The organism is Hoeflea sp. TYP-13, assembly GCF_040932035.1.
Classification (GTDB): Bacteria; Pseudomonadota; Alphaproteobacteria; order Rhizobiales; family Rhizobiaceae; genus Hoeflea_A.
Window position 1 is genome coordinate 979554 of sequence record NZ_JBFRBB010000001.1, and the last position, 20520, is coordinate 1000073.

The 20520-nt window shown below is 57.8% G+C and carries 18 protein-coding genes; 4 read left to right on the plus strand and 14 right to left on the minus strand.

The genetic code is table 11. The annotated features are described in order from the left end of the window. Positions 1 to 7: 7 nt before the first annotated feature. The 3 genes from ABVT35_RS04550 to ABVT35_RS04560 are packed head-to-tail and all read right to left on the minus strand — an operon-like array spanning position 8 to position 5306. Entirely contained in the window at positions 8 to 1312 is a 1305-nt protein-coding gene (locus tag ABVT35_RS04550) for an NAD(P)/FAD-dependent oxidoreductase (protein ID WP_368465093.1), read from the minus strand. A gap of 29 nt (positions 1313 to 1341) precedes the next feature. Continuing rightward, entirely contained in the window at positions 1342 to 2889 is a 1548-nt protein-coding gene (locus tag ABVT35_RS04555) for a trimethylamine methyltransferase family protein (RefSeq protein ID WP_368465094.1), read from the minus strand. Further along, entirely contained in the window at positions 2886 to 5306 is a 2421-nt protein-coding gene (locus tag ABVT35_RS04560) for an FAD-dependent oxidoreductase (RefSeq protein WP_368465095.1), read from the minus strand. Before ABVT35_RS04560 ends, ABVT35_RS04555 begins: the two co-directional genes overlap by 4 nt. A gap of 91 nt (positions 5307 to 5397) precedes the next feature. On the opposite strand from ABVT35_RS04560, the gene ABVT35_RS04565 reads away from it, so the two are divergent. Together ABVT35_RS04565 and ABVT35_RS04570 are read left to right on the plus strand one after the other, a co-directional pair. Beyond that, entirely contained in the window at positions 5398 to 6066 is a 669-nt protein-coding gene (locus ABVT35_RS04565; RefSeq protein WP_368465096.1) for a TetR/AcrR family transcriptional regulator, read from the plus strand. Between the two features lie 489 nt (positions 6067 to 6555). Then, positions 6556 to 7281: a response regulator gene (locus ABVT35_RS04570; protein ID WP_368465097.1), complete on the plus strand. Its 726-nt coding sequence runs from the start codon at positions 6556 to 6558 to the stop codon at positions 7279 to 7281. 34 nt (positions 7282 to 7315) lie between these two features. On the opposite strand, the gene ABVT35_RS04575 is transcribed toward ABVT35_RS04570, so the two are convergent. The 6 genes from ABVT35_RS04575 to ABVT35_RS04600 all read right to left on the minus strand — a co-directional run bounded on the left by ABVT35_RS04575 (position 7316) and on the right by ABVT35_RS04600 (position 15065). Next, positions 7316 to 8686: a NahK/ErcS family hybrid sensor histidine kinase/response regulator gene (locus ABVT35_RS04575; RefSeq protein WP_368465098.1), complete on the minus strand. Its 1371-nt coding sequence runs from the start codon at positions 8684 to 8686 to the stop codon at positions 7316 to 7318. A 6-nt stretch (positions 8687 to 8692) separates the two neighbouring features. Further along, positions 8693 to 9868, minus strand: coding sequence for an FIST N-terminal domain-containing protein (locus ABVT35_RS04580; RefSeq protein ID WP_368465099.1), 1176 nt, complete (start codon positions 9866 to 9868; stop codon positions 8693 to 8695). 150 nt (positions 9869 to 10018) lie between these two features. Further along, positions 10019 to 10402: a DUF779 domain-containing protein gene (locus ABVT35_RS04585; protein ID WP_368465100.1), complete on the minus strand. Its 384-nt coding sequence runs from the start codon at positions 10400 to 10402 to the stop codon at positions 10019 to 10021. A 76-nt stretch (positions 10403 to 10478) separates the two neighbouring features. Next, positions 10479 to 12011 (minus strand): aldehyde dehydrogenase, encoded by a 1533-nt coding sequence (adh, locus tag ABVT35_RS04590; protein ID WP_368465101.1) that lies wholly within the window; start codon positions 12009 to 12011, stop codon positions 10479 to 10481. A gap of 188 nt (positions 12012 to 12199) precedes the next feature. Then, positions 12200 to 13165, minus strand: coding sequence for a GAF domain-containing protein (locus ABVT35_RS04595; protein WP_368465102.1), 966 nt, complete (start codon positions 13163 to 13165; stop codon positions 12200 to 12202). A gap of 133 nt (positions 13166 to 13298) precedes the next feature. After that, positions 13299 to 15065 carry a PQQ-dependent methanol/ethanol family dehydrogenase gene (locus tag ABVT35_RS04600; protein ID WP_368465103.1) on the minus strand — a complete coding sequence of 589 codons (1767 nt, stop codon included), beginning with the start codon at positions 15063 to 15065 and terminating at the stop codon, positions 13299 to 13301. A 331-nt stretch (positions 15066 to 15396) separates the two neighbouring features. Here ABVT35_RS04600 and ABVT35_RS04605 point away from each other — a divergent pair, with 331 nt between their 5' ends. Next, positions 15397 to 16371, plus strand: coding sequence for an ABC transporter substrate-binding protein (locus tag ABVT35_RS04605; protein ID WP_368465104.1), 975 nt, complete (start codon positions 15397 to 15399; stop codon positions 16369 to 16371). A 118-nt stretch (positions 16372 to 16489) separates the two neighbouring features. Continuing rightward, on the plus strand, positions 16490 to 17095 hold the full coding sequence (locus ABVT35_RS04610; RefSeq protein WP_368465105.1) for an ABC transporter ATP-binding protein: 606 nt from the start codon (positions 16490 to 16492) through the stop codon (positions 17093 to 17095). On the opposite strand, the gene ABVT35_RS04615 is transcribed toward ABVT35_RS04610, so the two are convergent. The 5 genes from ABVT35_RS04615 to ABVT35_RS04635 are packed head-to-tail and all read right to left on the minus strand — an operon-like array spanning position 17035 to position 20519. Then, complete coding sequence (locus ABVT35_RS04615) at positions 17035 to 17574, minus strand: tetratricopeptide repeat protein (RefSeq protein ID WP_368465106.1); 540 nt, start codon at positions 17572 to 17574, stop codon at positions 17035 to 17037. The genes ABVT35_RS04610 and ABVT35_RS04615 overlap by 61 nt on opposite strands. Positions 17575 to 17585: 11 nt before the next feature. After that, complete coding sequence (locus ABVT35_RS04620; RefSeq protein WP_368465107.1) at positions 17586 to 18377, minus strand: ABC transporter permease; 792 nt, start codon at positions 18375 to 18377, stop codon at positions 17586 to 17588. Continuing rightward, complete coding sequence (locus tag ABVT35_RS04625; protein ID WP_368465108.1) at positions 18374 to 19093, minus strand: ABC transporter ATP-binding protein; 720 nt, start codon at positions 19091 to 19093, stop codon at positions 18374 to 18376. Before ABVT35_RS04625 ends, ABVT35_RS04620 begins: the two co-directional genes overlap by 4 nt. Further along, the gene (locus tag ABVT35_RS04630) at positions 19090 to 19545 is read right to left on the minus strand and encodes a hypothetical protein (protein ID WP_368465109.1); all 456 of its coding nucleotides are present in this window, start codon (positions 19543 to 19545) and stop codon (positions 19090 to 19092) included. The genes ABVT35_RS04625 and ABVT35_RS04630 overlap by 4 nt, the downstream gene beginning before the upstream one ends. 17 nt (positions 19546 to 19562) lie before the next feature. Next, on the minus strand, positions 19563 to 20519 hold the full coding sequence (locus ABVT35_RS04635; RefSeq protein ID WP_368465110.1) for a YVTN family beta-propeller repeat protein: 957 nt from the start codon (positions 20517 to 20519) through the stop codon (positions 19563 to 19565). Position 20520 lies beyond the last annotated feature (1 nt).

Sequence of the window (20520 nt, forward strand, 5' to 3'; positions counted from 1 at the left end):
GCGCGTCTTATCCAAGCACCGAAAAGCTGCTTTCCTCATTGATTTCCCGCTTGCGCGAGTAAAAGCCGACATCGATCCGGCGCTGGATTTTCGGCAGGTCGAACTGCAGCGAGGCTTCATCGTGGTCATTGCCTGCTTCGCAGTACTCAACGAGGCGGGCCATCATCTTGCCGGCAATCGGCGCGTTCTTGAACTGGTTGCCGCTTGAGCCGATGGCCATGTAGTAGCCGGGCAGTGCCGATTTGTCGTAAATCGGGATCCAGTCGTCCGAAACATCGTAGAGATCGACGACGCCCTTCGTCTGGTTAGGAATGCCGATGCCGGGAACGCGCTGCGCAAACCGGTGCGCCTGATGGGTCCACTGGTCCGTGAAATTTGTGTTGTAGTCGTCGGGATCGACCCATTCGCGTGGATCGCACTCGGGGTCTTCGCTGCCGACCAGAATGAAATTGCCCTTTTCCGGACGGCAGTAGCAGGCGATATCGCTGTCGGACGTAACGAAAGCCTTGCCGAAAAAGTCGAAATTCTCGGGCGCCGGCATATGCACGACTTCCTGCCGCAGCGCCCGGGTCTGGATTGTCATGTCGTCCAGCACACCGGCCATGGCGTTGATTTTTGCCGAATGGGGCCCGGCGATATTGATGACGACCGGGGCATGAACTTCGGTGCCGTCGTAGAGTTTGACACCCGAAACGCGCCCGGATTCGGTGAGCACTTCGACTACGGCCCGGTTGAACAGGAATTCACCGCCGGCCGATTCCGCCGCGCGCTGGAGATTGTGTGTGGCAAGCTGCGGGTCGGTGATATATCCGGCGGTGGGGAAATGAACGGCGCTTTCAACGCTGCCGGTACCGGGTAGTCCGAAACCCGGATCGTCCATGCGTTTCGCTGGCCAGTAGCTCGTCAGATCGTAGATCGGCAGCCGTTCTAGGATTTGCCCGGTGCCCCAGCGTTCAAAGGGTATGTCGAGCTCCTCGCAAATGTCGGTGTGCTTGCGCATGAACCCGTTCTGTTCGGTGCACATGACAAGGCAGCCGGTTTCCCTAAATTCGGCAAGGCCGCGCTCATCCTCGACGCCCAGATAGTCGGCCCATTCGCGCCAGTAGTGATAGCCCTCATAGGCAAAGGCCGTGCCTTCAAGCGTCGAGTAATGCACCCGGATGATGGCGCAGGAACCGCTGGTCGAGCCGTAACCGGCGGCCGGGTTCTTGTCCACGGAGATTGTACGTATGCCGGATCTGTTGAGCTCCAGCGCGGTTGCAGCGCCGATCACACCGGCACCGATGACAATTGCATCTGTCGTTAGAGCCATTCGATATTTCCCTCTGGTTGGCCGAACGATTAATCGACGGGAGGCGCGCCGCCCTCGCGTTTTCTTCTTTCAACAAAATCGGTTATCGCATCGAGCCGGTCCTGCGGCAGTGCCGGCGGTTCGAAGTCCCTGATAATCTGCTTCCACATCGTGTGCGCCTGCTCGACCGTCTGCAGCCCGCCGGCTTCTTCCCACTGGCCGAAATTCGTCCAGTCGCGGATAAGCGGTTCGTAAAACTGGTCGGAGTAGCGCGCCATCGTTTGTTGGGCCTCGAAGAAATGCCCGCCCGGCTGCACTTCCGCTATGGCCTCGAAGCCGATCGCATCTTCCGTTGCTTCAACCGGTTTCATAGCCTGGGCGATCGTCTGGCAGACCTCCAGATCCATGATGAATTTCTCGTAGGATATCGTCAGGCCGCCCTCCAGCCAGCCGGTCGAGTGTATGATGAGATTTGCGCCGCCGAGGACCGCGCCCCAAATGCCCAGTTGCGTTTCTGCGGCGCTTTGCACGTCGGGCGCATTGCCGGCCGTACCGGTCGCGGACCGCCAGGGAATACCGAGGCGGCGGGCCAGTTGGCCGGCTCCGAAATTGGTTCTGATATGTTCGGGCGTGCCGAAAACCGGGGCGCCGGACTTCATGTTCACATTCGACGAGAATGCGCCGTAAATAACCGGAGCACCGGGATTTACCGCCTGTGCGAGTACTGTTCCGGCCATGGCTTCGGCGTGGCTGAGTGTGAGCGAACCGGCTTCGGTTATCGGCGCCATAGCGCCGGACAGGCAAAACGGCGTGATTATTGACGGCTGCCCCCAGCGGGCAAAGTCGATAATGCCCTGCGCCATCGGAACGTCGATCTGGCGGGGGGAATTGGTGTTGATGACCGTATAGGTCCAAATCCGCTCCCTGAAAGCCTCTTCGCTCAACCCGCGGGCAAGGCGGATCATCTCGAAGCTGTCGAACACCTGACCGCTGCCGCGCGCATAGACCCAGGGCACCTTGTTCGAAGTTTCCAGCTGCACCTTTCCGGCCAGAAGGTGGCGCTCATGGATGGGAACATCCTGCGGCTCGATCGACGGCGCCAGGAACGGGATAATGTCGAAATGCTGCTGCAGTTTGGTAAAGTCGACATAGTCTTCAAGCGTGCCGGGCCTTCGGCCCCGTTCCGTGTCGGTAACGTTCGGGCAGCCCGCACCCGGTCCAAAGAGCAGCGCGTCCTGATCGATGTCGAGGGCAATGCCGTCACCGCCGTTCCAGACCATCGAATGCGGTGCCTTAGATACCAGTTCGGTGACGAGCTCGCTCGGGAAATGCACCATCATCTCGTCGCGTATCTCGCAACCGGCATCGCTCAGGATGCGCCGCGCCTCGTCGTTGAGGACGCGAATCCCGAGTTCCTGAAGCACACGCAGCGATGTCCGGTGGATCGCCTCTACTTCGTCTTGCGACAGGACTTCGACGCGCGGCAGCGTGTTTTTGATATGCTTGTAGTAGCCTGCGTCAGCGTGGCTCTTGTCGGCGCTTTGCGCCTGCCGTCGCCGTCCGCGCCTGCGGGCGGGCGTATTTAAATCCGTTGTCACACGCGCATCCTTTCGCCTTTCGGGTCATGCGGGCATTGCGCTATCACCTTTGCCGCCCGTTCCCTGCCGACCACGTGGGTGGTGAGGTCCGTGCCGACTTGCGCTATCTCGGGATCCAGAAGCGCAAGAGCGATGCTTTTGCCCACACAGTGACCATAGCCGCCCGATGTAATGAAACCCACCCGCTTGCCGTCGCGCCACACTGGTTCAAAGCCTGACGCGTCTGCGTCGTCTGCGTCGATTTCCAGTGTCACCAGCTTTTGTTTTGCTGAATTCTGCTGCTTTTCGCGCAGCGCTGCTTCACGGCCGATAAAATCGACTTTCCCGAAGTCAATCCAGCGATCCATGCCTGTCATGCCGGGCGTGTAGCCCTGTGTGAACTCGGCTGACCAGATGCCAAAGCTTTTTTCGAGCCGCAAGGCGTTCAACGCATAATATCCGAATTCGCGGATGTTGTGCCGGGCACCGGCCTCTAGCAGCATCTCGCGCAGCGTGACATGCTCGCTGGCGTGGCAGTTGATTTCAAATCCGAGTTCGCCGGCTACCGACAGCCGCCCGACCCGGGCGCGGATCAGACCGACATCAAGCGGTCTGCAGCCCATGAATGGCAGCGCACCGTTGCCGACATCCTCGTGTGTCAGTGCCTCCAGCACCTCTCGGGACTTTGGCCCGGCGAGCGCAAATCCGACGATGTCATCCGAGATATCACGAAGCCGCACGTCGCGCTCGGCTTCGCTCAGATGTTCCTCGAACCAGCGCATGTGCCATTCGCGCAGATAATAGGAACCCATGATCCACCAAACACCGTCTCCCCAGTTGAAGACCGTCAGGTCACCCTTCAGGCGGCCATCATGGCCAAGCATCGGCGCAAGCCGTGCGTGACCGGCACCGGGCAGCCTTCCGGCCAGGATACTGTCGAGCCAGGCTCCGGCGTCGTTGCCCCTGACTTCGTAGCGAGAAAAGCCCGAAATATCGATAAGGCCGACACTGCTGCGCACGGCACGGCATTCCTCGCCGACGATTTCGAACGCATTCGAACGCCGCAGGGTTGGCGTTTCCTCAAATCCATGCGGGGCGAACATCAGCGGCACTTCAAGGCCCCAGCTGCAGCCCCAGATTGCTCCGGCCGCATCCATTCCCCCATAGGCCGGCGCCTTTTTCAACGGCCTTCCGGCAGGAAGCTGCTCGTTGGGATAGGTCATGATGAACCGGCGCGAATAAAACTGCCCGGTCGTCTGCTTGATATATTCGCGGTTCGAGGCAAAGTCTCCATATCGCGCGATGTCCATCGACCATGCATCGGCTTCCGGCTCTCCATGGATCATCCATTCGGCAAGCGTCTTGCCGACGCCTCCGCCCTGCAGGAAGCCGGCCATCACGCCGCAGGCGAGCCAGTAATTCCTAACGCCGCGCACCGGCCCGACCAGCGGGTTTCCGTCGGGAGAGAACGTGAAGGCGCCATTGACCCAGTTTTTAACGCCCGCATTTTCAAGCACCGGATAGCGCTGGAATGCCATCACAAGTTCTTCGGAAATCCGGTCCGTGTTTTCCTGCAAAAGTTCAATGCCATAGTCCCAGGGTGCGCCGTCGACACTCCAATGGGCGGGGTTGGTTTCGTAGATCCCGACAAGCACGCCTTTCTGATCCTGCCGCATGTAGGTGAACCGCTCCAGATCCACCATCATCGGCAGTTCCCGGTCGAGCGCGGCAACCTCCGGAATGGTTTCAGTCAGGAAATAATGGTGCTCAAGCGGGGAGACCGGCAGTTCGAGGCCGACCATGCGGCCAAGCTGCTTGGCCCACAATCCACCGGCATTGACGACATGCTCGGCATGCACCGTGCCTCGTTCGGTAATCACATCCCAGCTCGCATCGCTGCGTTGCCGCAGTTCGATAACCCGGTTGTGTTCAATGACCTTCGCACCGTGCTTTTTCGCCGCCCCGGCATAGGCCTGAACGGTCCCGGTCGTGTCGACATAGCCTTCACGGTCCGCCCACAGGCCGCCGATCACATCGCTGGTGTCGAAGATCGGGCATTGTTCCTTGATCTCGTCCGGCGTCATGAGGCGGCAATCATCAATGCCGATAGTCTGGAATACCCGGTATGCCGATTGCAGCCACTCCCAGCGGTCCGGCGCGGACGCAACGGAGATGCCGCCGGTCATGTGCATACCGATGGACTGGCCGGATTCCTTTTCAATTTGGGAAAGAAGATCAATCGTGTAGGCTTGCAGCGCGGCCATGTTGGGGTCGGCGTTCAGCGCATGAACGCCGCCCGCCGCATGCCAGGACGATCCGGCCGTCAGAACGGAACGCTCCATCAGGCAGATGTCACTCCATCCGAATTTCGCAAGGTGATAGAGAACCGATGCGCCAACCACTCCACCGCCGACAACGACAACACGATAGTGATCCATTTGACCCTCCGCGATAAAATCCGACCGTGACTGTAGCTCAAAAAATGAGGCTGGACTAGACATAAGTGTCCAGATGTTGGAAATTGACAATATGACCACAACCAACACATTGAATATTGAAGAAAAAGACTCTGACAATGCCAAGCGCACGACGCGCGAAGAGTGGATCGACCTTGCCAAGGACATTCTTGTCGGCGAGGGCGTTGAAAACCTGAAGGTGATGTATCTGGCGCAAAAGCTGAACGTGTCACGCTCGAGTTTCTACTGGTTCTTCAAAAGCAGGCGTGATCTGCTCAACCAGCTGCTGCATCATTGGGAGCACAAGAATACCGCCAGTATCGTCGAACGGGCAAAGCGGCCGTCCCACACCATAACCGAGGCGGTGATGAATGTGTTTGAGTGCTGGATAGACGAAGCTTTATACGATCCGGGGTTGGATTTTGCTGTCAGGGAATGGGCAAGACGGTCGGCCGACGTACGGCAGCTTGTCGACCAGGCGGACAGCACCCGGGTCTTGGCGATTGCCGATATGTACCGTCGTCACCAGTACGACGAGACCGACGCTTTCATCCGAGCGCGCGTTCTTTACTTCATGCAGGTCGGCTATTACGCGCTTGAGCTTCGCGAGCCGATGGACCTCCGTCTTTCCTATCTCGAGGCCTACGTGCGCAGTTTCACCGGCAAGGATCCGTCAGCAAAGGAACTCAACCGCTTCCGCAATATTGTGAAGAAATATGCAAAGCCTTCTGGCGGAAACTGAATTCCATCTCGCCAGCAGGGCTAAATACGCTCGATACTGTACATATTTGTACAGATTTCGCAAAACTTCGTTTTCGTGGTGGTTGAGCTGCTGATCACGTCAACTCACCGGTTGATGAAAATGTTCCGGAATGAGGTATGGGCCTGGATCCGGGAAAGTGTACAAAGCCGTTCGCGATTGTCTTGAACAACCTGTGAATGGGCAGGATTTCGCCGCAGTTAAACAAGATCGGCGCCACTTGTTATGTTACCAATGGCTTATATATCTACTTATTGGGGTAAGCGCGAAAAACAGGAACGGATTTGAACACAGATTAATTACGGCTCCAGGTAAAACGCGCTTCAAACAAAGATCGATAGGGGTGATCGGGCGTTTGTTGCGAAACATGAAAAAAGCGGAAACCAACCCGCCTGGGACTTCTCAGGCCATGTGCCTGCGCGCTTTCGCCTGCGGTCGGCCGGAGTTTGCATTAAGTTCGGATATGCTATCATGACCGGACATTGTTCTGCATTTTCGATGGAAAAGATGGCGAAGGTACTGATTGTCGATGATCATCCACTATTCAGCGAAGCGCTTCTTAGCGCTCTGAAAGTGGCCTATCCGAAAGTGGAGACCATCGATACGACAAGTGTCGGCAGCGCGATCGAAATTCTGACGCAGGACCGGAAATTCGACCTCGTGCTCCTTGATCTCAACATTCCCGATGCTGACGGCTTCAACGGCCTGATGAAAATTCGCGGGCTCTTTCCGCGGCTTCCCGTGGTGGTGGTCTCCGGTCACGATGATCCAAGGGTTATCGAGGAGGTGATGTCCTACGGTGTGGCCGGCTTCATTCCAAAATCGACCAAGAAGGCGGAACTCGCCAATGCTGTTCAGGCGGTCATGGAAGGCGCGGTATATCTACCGGAAGATTTTCAGCCCCGGCAGCCAAGTGACGACGATTTGAAGCGCAAGGAGATGATCTCCCGGATTGCCACGCTGACGCCCCAGCAAATGCGCGTCCTGCAGATGATGCGGGAAGGGCTGTTGAACAAGCAGATCGCCTACGAACTCGACGTCGGCATGACCACGGTCAAAGCCCATGTCTCCGAGATTTTACGCAAGTTGAACGTTTACAATCGAACCAAGGCGGTCATTGAGGTGTCCCAACTGGATGCGGCGGAATTGCTTGATCTGATGGGACCCGAAAATCCGGCATCAAATGATCCCGCATAAACCAGAAATGCTCTAGAGCGAAGCCGCCGCTATTTCAGTACATTCCGTAGTTGGTTGCCCGGTTGCGTTTGCGCGACAGCAAATTGGCCATCAGCGCGCGCAGTTCGGCAGGCTTCAGCGGCTTGTGCATCAGTTCCAGGCCCAATGCACGTACATTTTCCGCAAGTTCGTCGTCTGCATCGGCCGTGATGATGACCGCCGGCACGTCTGCGCCCAGATGACGACGAATGTCACTGGCGATCTGTGTGCCGAGTTCGTCATTGTCGAGATGCTGGTCTGCAAGAACGATGTCGGGCTGCCAATCCCGGTTGCTGAGCAATTTTCTGACATCCTCGTACGAATAGGCAATTCGCACCGAACATTGCCAGCGTTCCAACAGGCTGGTCATTGCCTGCACGACTGCGGGATCGTTTTCAATCAAGAGGACATGAGCGCCGTAAAGAGCGTTGACGGGCTGCTGCAGATTGGAGCTGCCATCGCGTATTTGAAAGGCGATCGCGGGGTTTGAGATGGGCAGTTGCAGTGCGAATTTCGTGCCCCTGCCGGGTTCTGATGAGACCGACAGTTCGTGACCGAGCGCCGCAACCATGCGCTGAACGATGGAAAGGCCCAGTCCGAGACCACCACGATATGCGCGTTTGACAGAATTGGGCTGCGCGCCGCGGTAGAATTCCTCAAAGACGGCTTCGATACTGTCTTCCGGAATACCGATTCCCGTATCGATTATTTCGATGCGCAGATGACTGCCGCGTTCTCGCGCACCGACAAGGACACTGCCTTCCGGCGTGTAATTGATCGCGTTGGAAATGATGTTCTGTAATATACGGCGCAGCATCGTCCGGTCAGACGCGACGAAGTGGTCCGACTGCCGAAAGCGCAAGTTCAGGCCACGCTCGGCTGCGATTGGTTCAAAATCAGTGCGCAGTCCTTCGAGCAGTGCCTTCAACGAAACGTCCCGCACGTCCGGCTTCATGACACCGCTGTCGAGCTTGGAAATATCGAGCAGCGTCTTGAGCAACTCGTCCATTGTCGCCAGCGACTTTTCGACCTGCCTTGCAAGGGATTTGCCTTCCTCTGTGGTCTGCAGGTCGGCAAGTGTCGAGATGGAAAGACTGGCGGCGTTCAGGGGCTGCAGGACGTCATGGCTTGCAGCGGCCAGGAACCGCGTTTTGGAGATATTGGCTTCTTCCGCTGCCTCCTTGGCAGCATTAAGCGCCTGGTTGGTATCTTCAAGCCGGCGCAGCGCGAGAGCCAGTTCGTCGGTGCGTTCGCGCACCTGTTTTTCAAGGCCGATTGCGGTCTGAAAAAGCGAAAACGCATTGCCCTGCTGATCCATGGAGCGTTCAACCTGCTCCATAAGAGCCGCATTGATCCGCTTCAGTTTTTCAATCTCGCTCAGGGCCATTGTCGCTTACTCGGCAAGGTCAGCGGGGGCGGCGCCGAATGCAATTCCGGTCAATGTCTGGTTGAGGTGCATGGAGCGGAATTGTTCGCCGTAGGTGCAAAAACCAGCAACATGGTGATCTTTGTAAAGGGCTGAAAGCGCCGTAAAACTCTGCCGGTTTTGCGCATCCAGTTTTCTGAGCACACAGTCAAACCCGAGCAGCACGTCGATGCCGCCGAGTTCTTCGTCCACTTCCCGCAATTTTTCGCTGGTCGATTCCACCATGCCTTTCGGCTGGGCGATCGTCAGGACGATGCCATTGTCGATTGCGCAGAAAAATGAAAGCGATCCGTCCGGATTGAGTTTTTGAATGGAACGGCAATAGAAATCGCCGCCGATCCGCACGACAACAGGATGGGAAGCGAAACTCATTGGCCCAAGCGAACCCGGATCGATTCCGATGGCTTCCGCATAGGCCTTTGCCGCAGGTTCGGCGTTGAGTTCCATGACTGTACGGCTGTCCGGATCCGATGCGGTAACAACCAGCTTTTGGGTGGTCGGCACAAAATTGTCCGTCTTGAAAACGCGAAACGGCACCTTGCTGTGCACGAATATGACAATGGCGGAGTCGCTTTTGACCTGACCGTTCATGATCAGCTTGGTGTTGTGGAACCTGAGATTGTCACCGGCCGACCCGCCGATCAGTGGAATGTTGTCCAGGCTCCAATAGAGCGCCGATGTAAAGGCCTCTTCCGCGAGAGAAAGGCCGTCAATCAGCAATACGCTGAAGATGGATGATCTGTCGCTCTCCTGTTTGCCGTTTTCCATCTCACGGCGCATGTCGCTGATTTGCGTGACGACATCGTCCATCGAGCAGGTGGACAGATCCTCAATAAGGGTTGCGGATGCCGAGAAACGGTCGGCCGGAAACAGCATGGCGACGATCTGGCCCTCACTATAGCCGGCCGGGGTAATTTCCCCCGCCGTCGAGCAGCCGGCATATCTCAGATCCGGCGCCCGGTCGCTGATGGCGCGTGCCAGCGCCTCGGCCTCAAATTTTTCCTGACAAAAAAATATCGAGGCCAGGGTTGCGTTGGCTTCTGCTGCCGCAATCGCGAGATCGTCAGCGAATTCCTCCGCGGAAACGTCGCTTCCGAATACGATGACGATACCGCAGGAATATGCCGTGCGTTCGCACTTCACCGCCTGCTGTTCCTCCCTGTTGGCGATCCTGCGATCGCGGGCTCAGTATCTATGTCGATGAAAAAAGATGCAACCGGGTATGCGCTCCATCGCCCGATCGGATGGCGATCCGGTGATGCTGAACACGTGCCGAAGCCGGGCTGAATCGGCCTAGCCCTCGGCCTGTTCGAGTGCGGTGAGTTCGCCTTCGCTGAAGATGCGCGACCGGGTAAGGAAGCGGCGCTCCCTGCCATTGTCGAGAGAAAACATGCCGCCGCGGCCGGGCACCACGTCCAGGATCAACTGGGTATGTCGCCATACCGAAAATTGCGGCCCGCTGATATAGACGCGGATGCCGGCAATCTCGCCGAGACAGACATCCTGTTCGCCGATCTTGAAGTCGTCCGTTGGATAGCACATGGGGGATGAACCGTCGCAGCAGCCGCCGGACTGATGGAACAGAATGTCCGGATGGTCTCTCCTGATTTCTTCTATCAGTTCCAGTGCGGCCGGTGTCGCTGTTACCCTCGGCGGTATTGATGCTTTGTCTGCCATGTGTGCATTCCTGCCTGTTTACGAATGCAAACTCCCGCGGTTCAGCGACCGCGGGAGCAAGCATGGTTTCAAAGGCTCAGAAGAAGCCCAGCGCGTTGGGGCTGTAGCTGACAAGCATGTTCTTTGTCTGCTGATAGTGGCCAAGCATCATCTTGTGGGTTTCGCGGCCGATACCCGACTGCTTGTAACCGCCAAACGCCGCATGCGCCGGATAAAGGTGGTAGCAGTTGGTCCATACGCGACCCGCTTCGATTGCCCGCCCGAAGCGGTAGCAGGTATTGGCGTCACGGCTCCAGACGCCCGCGCCGAGGCCGTAGAGCGTGTCGTTTGCGATGGCGAGAGCCTCGTCTTCGTCCTTGAAGGTCGTGACCGAAACCACCGGTCCGAAGATTTCCTCCTGGAAGACACGCATCCGGTTGTGGCCTTTGAGCACTGTTGGCTTGATGTAGTAGCCATTGGCAAGTTCACCCGGCATGGAAGCTGCTTCGCCGCCGGCAAGCACCTGGGCGCCTTCCTGCCGGCCGATATCGAAGTAAGAGAGGATCTTTTCCTGCTGTTCCGAGGACGCCTGCGCACCGATCATCGTGGCTGAGTCCCTTGGGTCTCCCTGAACGATCGCCTCGACGCGCTTGAGCGCCCGTTCCATGAACCGGTCATAAATGGATTCATGGATGAGGGCGCGGGAAGGGCAGGTGCAGACTTCGCCCTGGTTGAGAGCAAACATCGCAAAGCCTTCGAGGGCCTTGTCAAAGAAGGCGTCGTCTTCGTTGGCTACATCCTTGAAGAATATGTTCGGAGACTTGCCGCCGAGCTCAAGGGTCACCGGAATGATGTTGTCCGAAGCATATTGCATGATCAGCCGGCCCGTTGTCGTTTCGCCGGTGAATGCGATCTTTGCAATGCGGTCGGACGAAGCGAGCGGCTTGCCGGCTTCAAGGCCAAATCCGTTGACGATATTGAGAACGCCGGCGGGCAGGAGATCGGCAATCATCTCGGCCCAGAGCACGATGGTTGCAGGCGTCTGCTCGGCAGGTTTAAGAACGACGCAATTGCCCGCCGCAAGCGCCGGCGCCAGCTTCCAGGCCGCCATCAGCAGCGGGAAGTTCCAGGGAATGATCTGTCCGACAACACCGAGCGGCTCATGGAAATGGTATGCGACCGTATCGGCGTCGATCTCGCCCATCGTGCCTTCCTGTCCGCGGATGCAACTGGCGAAATAGCGGAAATGGTCAATGGCCAGCGGAACGTCGGCTGCCGTCGTTTCGCGAATGGGCTTGCCGTTGTCCCAGGTTTCAGCAAGCGCCAGTGTTTCCAGATTGTCTTCCATCCTCTGGGCGATTTTCATCAGGATGTTGGACCGTTCCGTAACGGACGTCTTGCCCCAGCCCGTCTTCGCAGCGTGGGCGGCATCGAGTGCGGCATTGATATCGTCCGCGTCGGACCGGGCGACCTCGCAGATTGCGCCGCCGGTCAGCGGCGAGATATTGGTAAAATACCGTCCGGCGCGGGGAGCGGCAAATCCGCCATTGATGAAATTGTCGTAGCGCGCGGCAAATGGCGATCCGGACGCTGAACCGGATTGCGGGCGTTCGAGGGTATCGGTGGTCATTTCGGTTTCCTCCACATGTAGAAGTCAAAATGCGTGCAGTCATTTCGATGCAGCACAAACGCCCAAAGCGGCGTCTGGGTGCAACCTAACGAGAGGAAACAGGCAATCAATCCAATGGTTTAAATGAGGCGCCTCGTGTTGTTTCAAATGTGAGACAACTTGGCGAGACAATTCAAATCTTGGTTATTTTAACGCAGGCCAAGGCTCTTGAGGCGCCGGTACATGGTGGCGCGTCCGATACCGAGATCTTTGGCCGCTTCCGAGATATTGCCCTTTGAACGTGCAAGCGCCCTTTGGACTTCCCCGCGTATGGCGGTGCTGATATCCGAGCGCTGGCGCCGGCCGACAAGAACGTCATTCGCCGGCCGCGGTGTGCTTGACCAGCCGTCGCGCAATTTGAAGAGTTTTCTGGCGGCGCGCGTTGCGCCGACGATCAGGTCATCCTGGTCGATTGCGAGTAATACGGGACCGCTTTTCAAGCCGGCTTCGGCAACGACAATGCGCGCTTCCGAATAGGCGGCGTGAAACAGCTGCGCCTCGATATGGCGGGCGGCGTCATTGACGACCATGGCCATGATCCGGGCATTGGACTCGGTGTGATCGGACCTGCAGGTGGACACATCGAGGGCGGCGATCAAACGTCCGCGATGATCAAAAATAGGCGCGTCGATGCAGCTCATTTCCGTATTGCGGGTGTGAAAATGCTGGCTCCGGTGAACGATGACGGGTTGTTTCTCCGCAAGGCAAGTTCCGATGCCGTTTGTGCCCTCGGTCTCCTCGCGCCACACACCGCCCCGGTGCAGTCCGACCGCGGTGAATTCTTCCTGATCTCCGGGCTTGCATCTTATGTCGCATACAACGCCATCGGCGTCTGTCATGATGACGCAGCAGCCGGAATCGCCAAGCGCGCAAAACAGCCGGTCGAGAGCAGGTTGGGCGAGTGAAAGCAGTTCGGATATCCGGTCCTTTGCCTTGTTGAGTTCTGATGCGGTCAAGGCGCAGGGGCGTTGCTGTGCTTCCGGGTTCAGGCCGTGATAGACGAGGGACCGGCGCCACGACGCCGCGATAGGCGATTGGGCAACAATGGCAGAACCCGTTATGCCGTAAACATTGTCGGCATGGTTCTGTCCGGGATCCAAATTGAGTACTTCCACGGTCTCCTCCCTGGATAAAGACGCTCTTCGGATCTTTCATGTCGGCCGGTCTGCGTTATTCGGCCCGCGCTCCGTATTGAGCAAAAACGCGCGCCGGAGGGCGCGCGTTGGACGGTATTTCAAGCACCGGTCATCAGTTCGAGGACGCCAGTTGCTTGGGCAGTTTGAAGGTCCAGAGCGTCCCGCCCTGATTGAGGTAGTTCACCTTTTTGGCGACTTCCCCGCCCCAAAGCGGAACGGCGCCGCCCCAGCCCGATATGACGGAGACATATTGCTCGCCATCCTGTTCCCAGGTAATCGGCTGGCCAACGATGCCGGAACCGGTCTGGAAGGACCAGAGGACCTCTCCCGTCTCGTCGTCGAGAGCGAGGAACTTGCCCTCGGGCGTTCCGGTGAAGACAAGACCACCAGCTGTGGTCATGACGCCGGCCCAAAGCGGTGCCTCGTTCTTGTACTCCCATTTGACCTCACCGGTGTCAGGGTCGATCGCCTTGAGAGAGCCGATATAGTCTTCGAACAGCGGCTTGATGGTGAACCCGGAGCCGAGATAGGCGGCGCCCTTCTTGTAGGTGATCGGCTCGTTCCAGATATCCATGCCCCATTCGTTGGAAGGCACATAGAAATTGCCCGTCTTTTGGCTGTAGGCCATTGGCATCCAGTTCTTGCCACCCAGGAATGAGGGAACGGCAAAGACGGTTTCACCCTTTTTGCCGTCAGCCGCAGAAGCCGGGTTGCCCGGACGGTTGTTCTCGACATAGATCGGACGCCCGTTTTCGTCGATGCCTTCCGCCCAGCTGATTTTCTGCACGAACGGATAGGCATTGACGAACGCGCCATCTTCGCGGTTGAGCACGTAGAAAAAGCCGTTCCTGTCGGCCGTCGCAAAGCGCTTGTTGCCGCTCTTGTCGGTATAGGCAACGACTTCGTTGACACCATCGAAATCCCATCCCTCGCGCGGCGTCGTCTGGAAATGCCATTTGATTTCGCCGTTGTCCGGATTGATGCCGATGCGCGAGGCGGCGTAGAGATTGTCGCCCGAATTGTCACCCGTCGGCTCACCCGCATTGCGCAGCCAGCTGTTCCACGGGGCAGGGTTGCCGGCACCGAAGACCAGCGTATCGGTTTCGATATCGTAAGAGCCGCCGAGCCAGGTTGCCCCGCCGCCGGTCTTCCACATGTCGCCAGGCCATGTGGCGTTGAGCGTACCTGTCATCGAGCTTTCTTCGCCCTTGAAGGTGCCCATGTGGCCTTCGATGACCGGACGGGTCCAGACGATCTCGCCGGTATCGGCATCACGAGCCTGAACTTCGCCGACAATACCGAATTCGCCGCCGGAATTGCCGGTTATGACAAGTCCCTTCACGATCAGCGGTGCCGCCGTATAGGAATAACCTTCCTTGTAGTTGGCGATTTTCTTGCGCCAGACGACATCACCTGTTTTCAGGTCGAGCGCGACGATACGGGCATCGAGCGTGCCGAAATAAATCTTGTCGCCATAGATAGCGGCGCCGCGGTTGATCACGTCGCAGCAGGGCAGAATACCTTCAGGAAGGCGGGCATCGTATTGCCAGACTTCTTCACCCGTTTTCAGATCGATCGCATAGAGTCGCGAATAGGACCCGGTGATATACATCATCCCGTCATAGACAAGGGGCTGGGTTTCCTGTCCGCGCTGTTTTTCGCCGCCGAGCGAAAATGCCCACGCGGGCATCAGGTTCTTTACGTTGTTCTTGTTCAGGGTTTCAAGCGGGCTGTAGCGCTGCAGATGACGCCCCATTCCGTTTGTGACGATCTGCGATGTGTTTGCCTGATCGTTCGCCAAATCCTGTTCCGTGACGTCGGCCTGTGCGACGGTCATCGCAAGCAGGCTGACGGTCGCTGTCATCATCAATCGACGCATTTGCTTCCTCCCAGAGCTATCAAAATCCGCACGCATCCGGCTGGTTGCAGGCGGCAACTCTGGACTTATCCCAAGAAAGAAAGAGCGGCGGTATTGCACCAAGGTACAAAGCACGCACGGCATGGCGTCGGAATTGAAGCGTAAGGCGAGCGGTGTTTTGGGTGTTGCGAAACAGGCGGAATAAGCGACACTTTATCAATGGGTTAGGACGGCGTTGTCGCGTCATGCATGATGGTTGCTGAATAGGCGGAAGGTAGCGTGTGTTCTTGTCCTTAAGTCCAATTCCGGGATCGGACGATGGTGTTAGGGTCAGTCAAAATGGGAGGAAACCATGCGTGCAGCAACAGCCCTTTTGGGGGCGTTCCTGGCCGTCGTCGCTTCGTGCGCCGCAGCCTTTTCCGAAACACCGACAATTCGCATCGCGGTGCTCAAATTCGGCACGGTCAATTGGGAATTGAACACTATCAAGTTCCATCAGCTTGATGCCGAAAGGGGCTTTTCTCTCGATATCAAGGGCATGGCCGGCGGACCGGCCGCAAGGGTTGCGCTTCAGGGCGGGGAGGCGGACATGATCGTTGCCGACTGGCTCTGGGTCGCGCGCCAACGAGCAGCCGGCAAGGACTATGTTTTCATTCCCTATTCAAAGTCGGTGGGCGGGCTGATGATCCCGGCAGACAGCAAAGCCACGACTCTTGCCGATCTTGCAGGCAGCAAAATCGGTATTGCCGGCGGGCCGCTCGACAAGAGCTGGCTGATCCTCAATGCCTATGCCAGCAAGATGCACGGCATCGATCTTAAGAACGAGACCGAGCAGGTGTTCGGAGCGCCGCCTTTGATCTTCAAGACCGCGCTTTCGGGCGATCTCGACGGGGCGATCAACTATTGGCACTTCACAGCCAAGATGGAAGCGGGCGGCATGCGCAAGCTGATTTCGACATCCGACGCTGCCGAAGCTCTTGGCCTTGATCCCGACATGCCTCTTCTTGGCTACGTGATTGACGGAAAGCTGTTGCGGGACAATCCGGGCCTTGTCGAAAATTTCACCGGGGCGTCGCGGGCCGCCAAGGCGATTTTGGCGGAAGACGACGGCGAATGGGACCGTTTGAGGGATGTTATGAAGGCAAAGTCCGACGGCCAGTTTGAAGCATTAAAAGCGGGTTTTCGTGCCGGAATTCCGGCCGCGGGACCGGTTGACGAAGACTCGGCGAGGCGCATGTTCAATCTTATGTCCGAGCTTGCCGGTGAAGAGCTGGTCGGCAAGGCAACAGAGTTGCCAGATGGCATATTTGTCAATCCCGGAAGTTGAGGCGGATCTGACGGCGTCAGGCCACAGAGGGGCCGGTTGCGGAAACAGCAGGTTGGATCCGCAACCGGCCTGCCTGTCTTTGGCGCTGCGATCTTTTTCTTATGGGCACGAACCCGTATTGGGTGCCATAGAGCTGACATTGCAGCCGGGCGAGACCGCAGCAATTACCGGGCGGTCGGGGATCGGCAAGACCACATTGCTGCGCATTCTGGCCGGACTGGAAACGGCGTTCGAAGGTGAATATTCGGTCCCGGCGCGTTTGAGCATGGTTTTTCAGGAGCCGACGCTGCTGCCATGGCGCTCCGCGAAAGATAATCTTTGCCTTGTGGCCGGTGTCGATGACGCTGCGGCATGGGCAACCCTTGCCGAGGTCGGACTTGAAGGCAAGGGCGACATGTTTCCCGATCAGTTGTCCCTTGGCCAGCAGCGCAGGCTGGCATTGGCGCGCGCCTTTGCCAACGACCCGGATGTTCTTTTCATGGATGAACCGTTCGTTTCACTCGATCCGGCCATGGCGGACGAAATGATGGCCCTTTTCGCACGGCTGCGCGCCCACCGATCCACCGCCACCGTACTTGTAACCCACAGTCAGAGCGAGGCCGATAAGCTTGCCTCCCGCATTTTAACGCTGGACGGATCGCCCGCCTGCATCACCCGGGAGCGTCAGAACAGGGGTGCGTATTTCCAGTTGTCCGCATCCGGCGTTACGACATCAAAGTCGTAACCGGAATCCCTGAATACCTGAGCAGGCGCCAGCCCTTCACGTGCAGCTTCGTCAATCATACGCCGGCCAAGCGCTTCGTTGCGGGCAGTGCCGTGGCCGCGCATCAGGTTGATGCCGTGATTGAACTTGCCAATCGGGTCGCCGGCTTCCGCAGCGCGTTTGTCCCAATCAGCGGCGGCATCCGGATTTTCAGACGCGCCCAGACCGTTGTTTTCCATCTGGCTCATCCATGTCATCGACCCTGTGTAACCGGCCCTCGCGCAGACCTCGAAAAGTTCGCGGGCCAGTTTGTGCCGACCAGCCTTGGTGATGAAATAACCTGCCGCGCAGGTCGCCATGTCGGTCTTGCCCATACGGATGTTTTCCATCACACGGTTTACCGTCATTTCTTCCGGATTCAGTGTGCCGCCAGGTTCGATCTGAGCCGAAACCGGACCGGTGGCCAAGGTCGCAGCAACGAATACTGCATATTTCAACATGATCGGTATCCTCATTTTTTCCGGCGCATCGTTCCACGCGACGGGTCATATCCCCAAAGGGCCAGCGCCATGAAAATGCCGGCCGCCAATAGGGTCCACAGGAGCGCCGTTCCATTCCACTTTGCATAGAGCGCAAACCGGATCAGCTCGACAGCGTGCGTAAAGGGATTCAACGCGCATATCTGGTAGAGCAGGCGCGAACTCTCGGCCATCTTCCACAGCGGGTAGAGAGCCGAAGACAAAAAGAACATCGGGAAGATGACAAAATTCATGACCCCGGCGAAATTCTCCAGCTGCCTGATCAGAGAAGACAGCGCAAGGCCGAGCGCGCCGAGCATCAGTCCGGCAGCAAGGAGCGCAGGCAACACCAGGATGTAGCCAAGCCAAGGCATCGTTATGCCGAAGATCGCCGATATCGCCAGAAAAACGGCGACCTGAAGGATCGAGATCGCCGTGCCCGCCAGCAGTTTGCAGAACAGCAGCCACCAGCGCGGCAGTGGGCTTGTCAGCAACAGGCGCATTGAGCCCATTTCGCGGTCGTAGACAAGCGAGAGCGAAGACTGCATTCCGTTAAAGAGCAGGATCATGCCGCACAATCCCGGCACGATATAGGTCTCATAGGTGATGTAGGTCTGGTAGGGCGGTATGATGGACAACCCAAGGGCCGCCCTGAATCCGGCGGCGAAGACGAGAAGCCAGACGAGCGGGCGGACAAGCGCCGCAACAAAGCGGCCGCGCTGATGCATAAAGCGCTGAATCTCGCGCTTCAATATGGCACTAAGGGCAATTATCCAGGCGGTCATCCCGGCGTGGCCGTCATCTGAAGGAATTGCTCGGAAAGCGGCTTTTTGTCGGTGATCTCCGCAGCCACGCCGTCTGCCAGAACGCTGCCTTCGTGAAGAACGACAAGACGGTCTTCCGGTCGCACTTCGTCGGTCAGGTGTGTTGCCCACAGCACCGTCAGTTCGCTGCTGTAGCAAAGCTCGTGCACATGGTTGGTGATGCCGGCCCGCGAAGCCGCATCGAGACCCGCCGTTGGCTCGTCGAGCAGGAGAACCGAAGGCCGGTGAATGAGCGCCCGGGCAATTTCAGCGCGGCGGCGATGTCCGCCATTGAGGTCGCGGGTGCGTTCATTTGCCCGCTCCCGCATGCCGAGACGGTCCAGCGCCGCCTCGATAGGCATGCCCGCCTGACGGCCGGAAAGACCGTGCAGCGCTGCAAAATACTGCAGATTGCTTTTGACAGTCAGGTCGAGATCAAGCGTTGTTTGCTGGAAGACCACGCCGATTTCCGCCAGCGCCTTGCGCGGCGCTCTCGCAAGGTCGTGACCGGCAATGCTGATTTGGCCCAGCGGGGTTGTGAAAAGGCGGGTCAAAAGCCCGAACAGGGTCGACTTACCTGCGCCGTTGGGGCCGAGCAGGGCGCAAAAGGCACCTTTCCCGATGCTGAAGCTCACATTGTTGAGCGCGCGCTTTGGGCCATAGGAAAATGAAATCTCCGATACGGACAGACCGGTCACTTTATGATGATCTCCAATCGCTGTGTCTCGCCGGTGGAGCCTGGGACCTTCAGGAAGTAGCTGCCGGGTTTGACGGCAATAAAGCCGACCTCCATGGTTCCCGCTTCGTCGAATTCAACGCTGTCCAGCCCCAGCGGCCGGATTTCCAGGCCTTTGATGACGATCTCGTCGATCCAGATCGCACGGAAAAACTCCGCACCGACAAGCGCCAGTTCCTGGCTGCCGTCGGCTTCGATTTCGATTTCGTAGTAAGTGCCCGACTTCAACTCGAGGGGCGCAGCGGCAAGCGGCATGCCGGCCGAAAGCGTGATCGGCGGCAGGTCTTCCTTGTTTCCGCCTGACAATAGGCCGGCGAGGCCAAAGCCGTTGTCATCGTCGTCGTCATTTTGCCCGGCCATTGCACCAACCGGGATCAGCAGCATGATAGCCAAAAAGGCGGCAAATCTCTTCATTGTTATCTCCTACGGGTTCAGGGGCGCAGTGCGGCACCCCAGGGGAAGCGGCCCACTTTGATTGTCTTGATGGCCTTGCGGTTCGCCACATCGATCACAGTCACATCGCCGGAGACGCCGTTGGTCGTAAAAAGCTGAGACTTGTCAGGCGAAAAGGCCATATGCCAGACTCGGCGTCCGACGAGGATGTAGTCCTCGACTTCATTGGTTTGCGTGTTAACGACGGCGACATGGTTCGCCGGCCCGAGCGCCACGAAAGCGTATTTTCCATCGCCGCTGAATTCGAATCCAACCGGTTGAACGCGGTCGCGGTGTATTCCCTGGATCTCGAAGCCGATCTTGGCCATTTCGGCTTGGTCTTCGACGTTGAAGATCGTGATCGTTCCGCCGATTTCGGAACTCACCCACAGGTCGCTGCCGTCCTCTGTGAATTCGGCGTGACGAGGCCGGTTGTCGACGAGCGTATTGGCAAATAGCTCCTGCGTTTCCGTATCGATCCAGTGGGCCATATTGGTCGTTTCGGAGGTCGTAATCGCAATTTTTCCGTCCGGAGATACCGCCATGCCTTCAGGCTCGACACCGACATTGATCTGCGCAATGACCTTGCGCGTTTCCGTGTCAACCACGGTGGTGACTGCATCGTCCTCATTGGCAATATAAAGATGCCGGTCGTTGGGATGCAGCACGAACTGCTCGGGATCCTCGCCCGAGGGCAGGTCGTGCAGTATCTTGCCTGTCTCCGGATCCATTACCTGAACCGTGTCACTGTCCGAAGCGCAGATATAGAGACGGCTGAAATCCTTCGAGAAAGTGATGCCCCTTGGGCGCTCGCCGGTTTCGATTGTGCGGATCACTTCGAGCGTTGCGATATCGATGACGCTGATCGTGTCGTCTTTCTCATTGGTGACCCAGATTTCCGCCGAATGGGCCGGCATGGCGAATATGAGCGCGAATATCGATATGAGTCGTCTCATC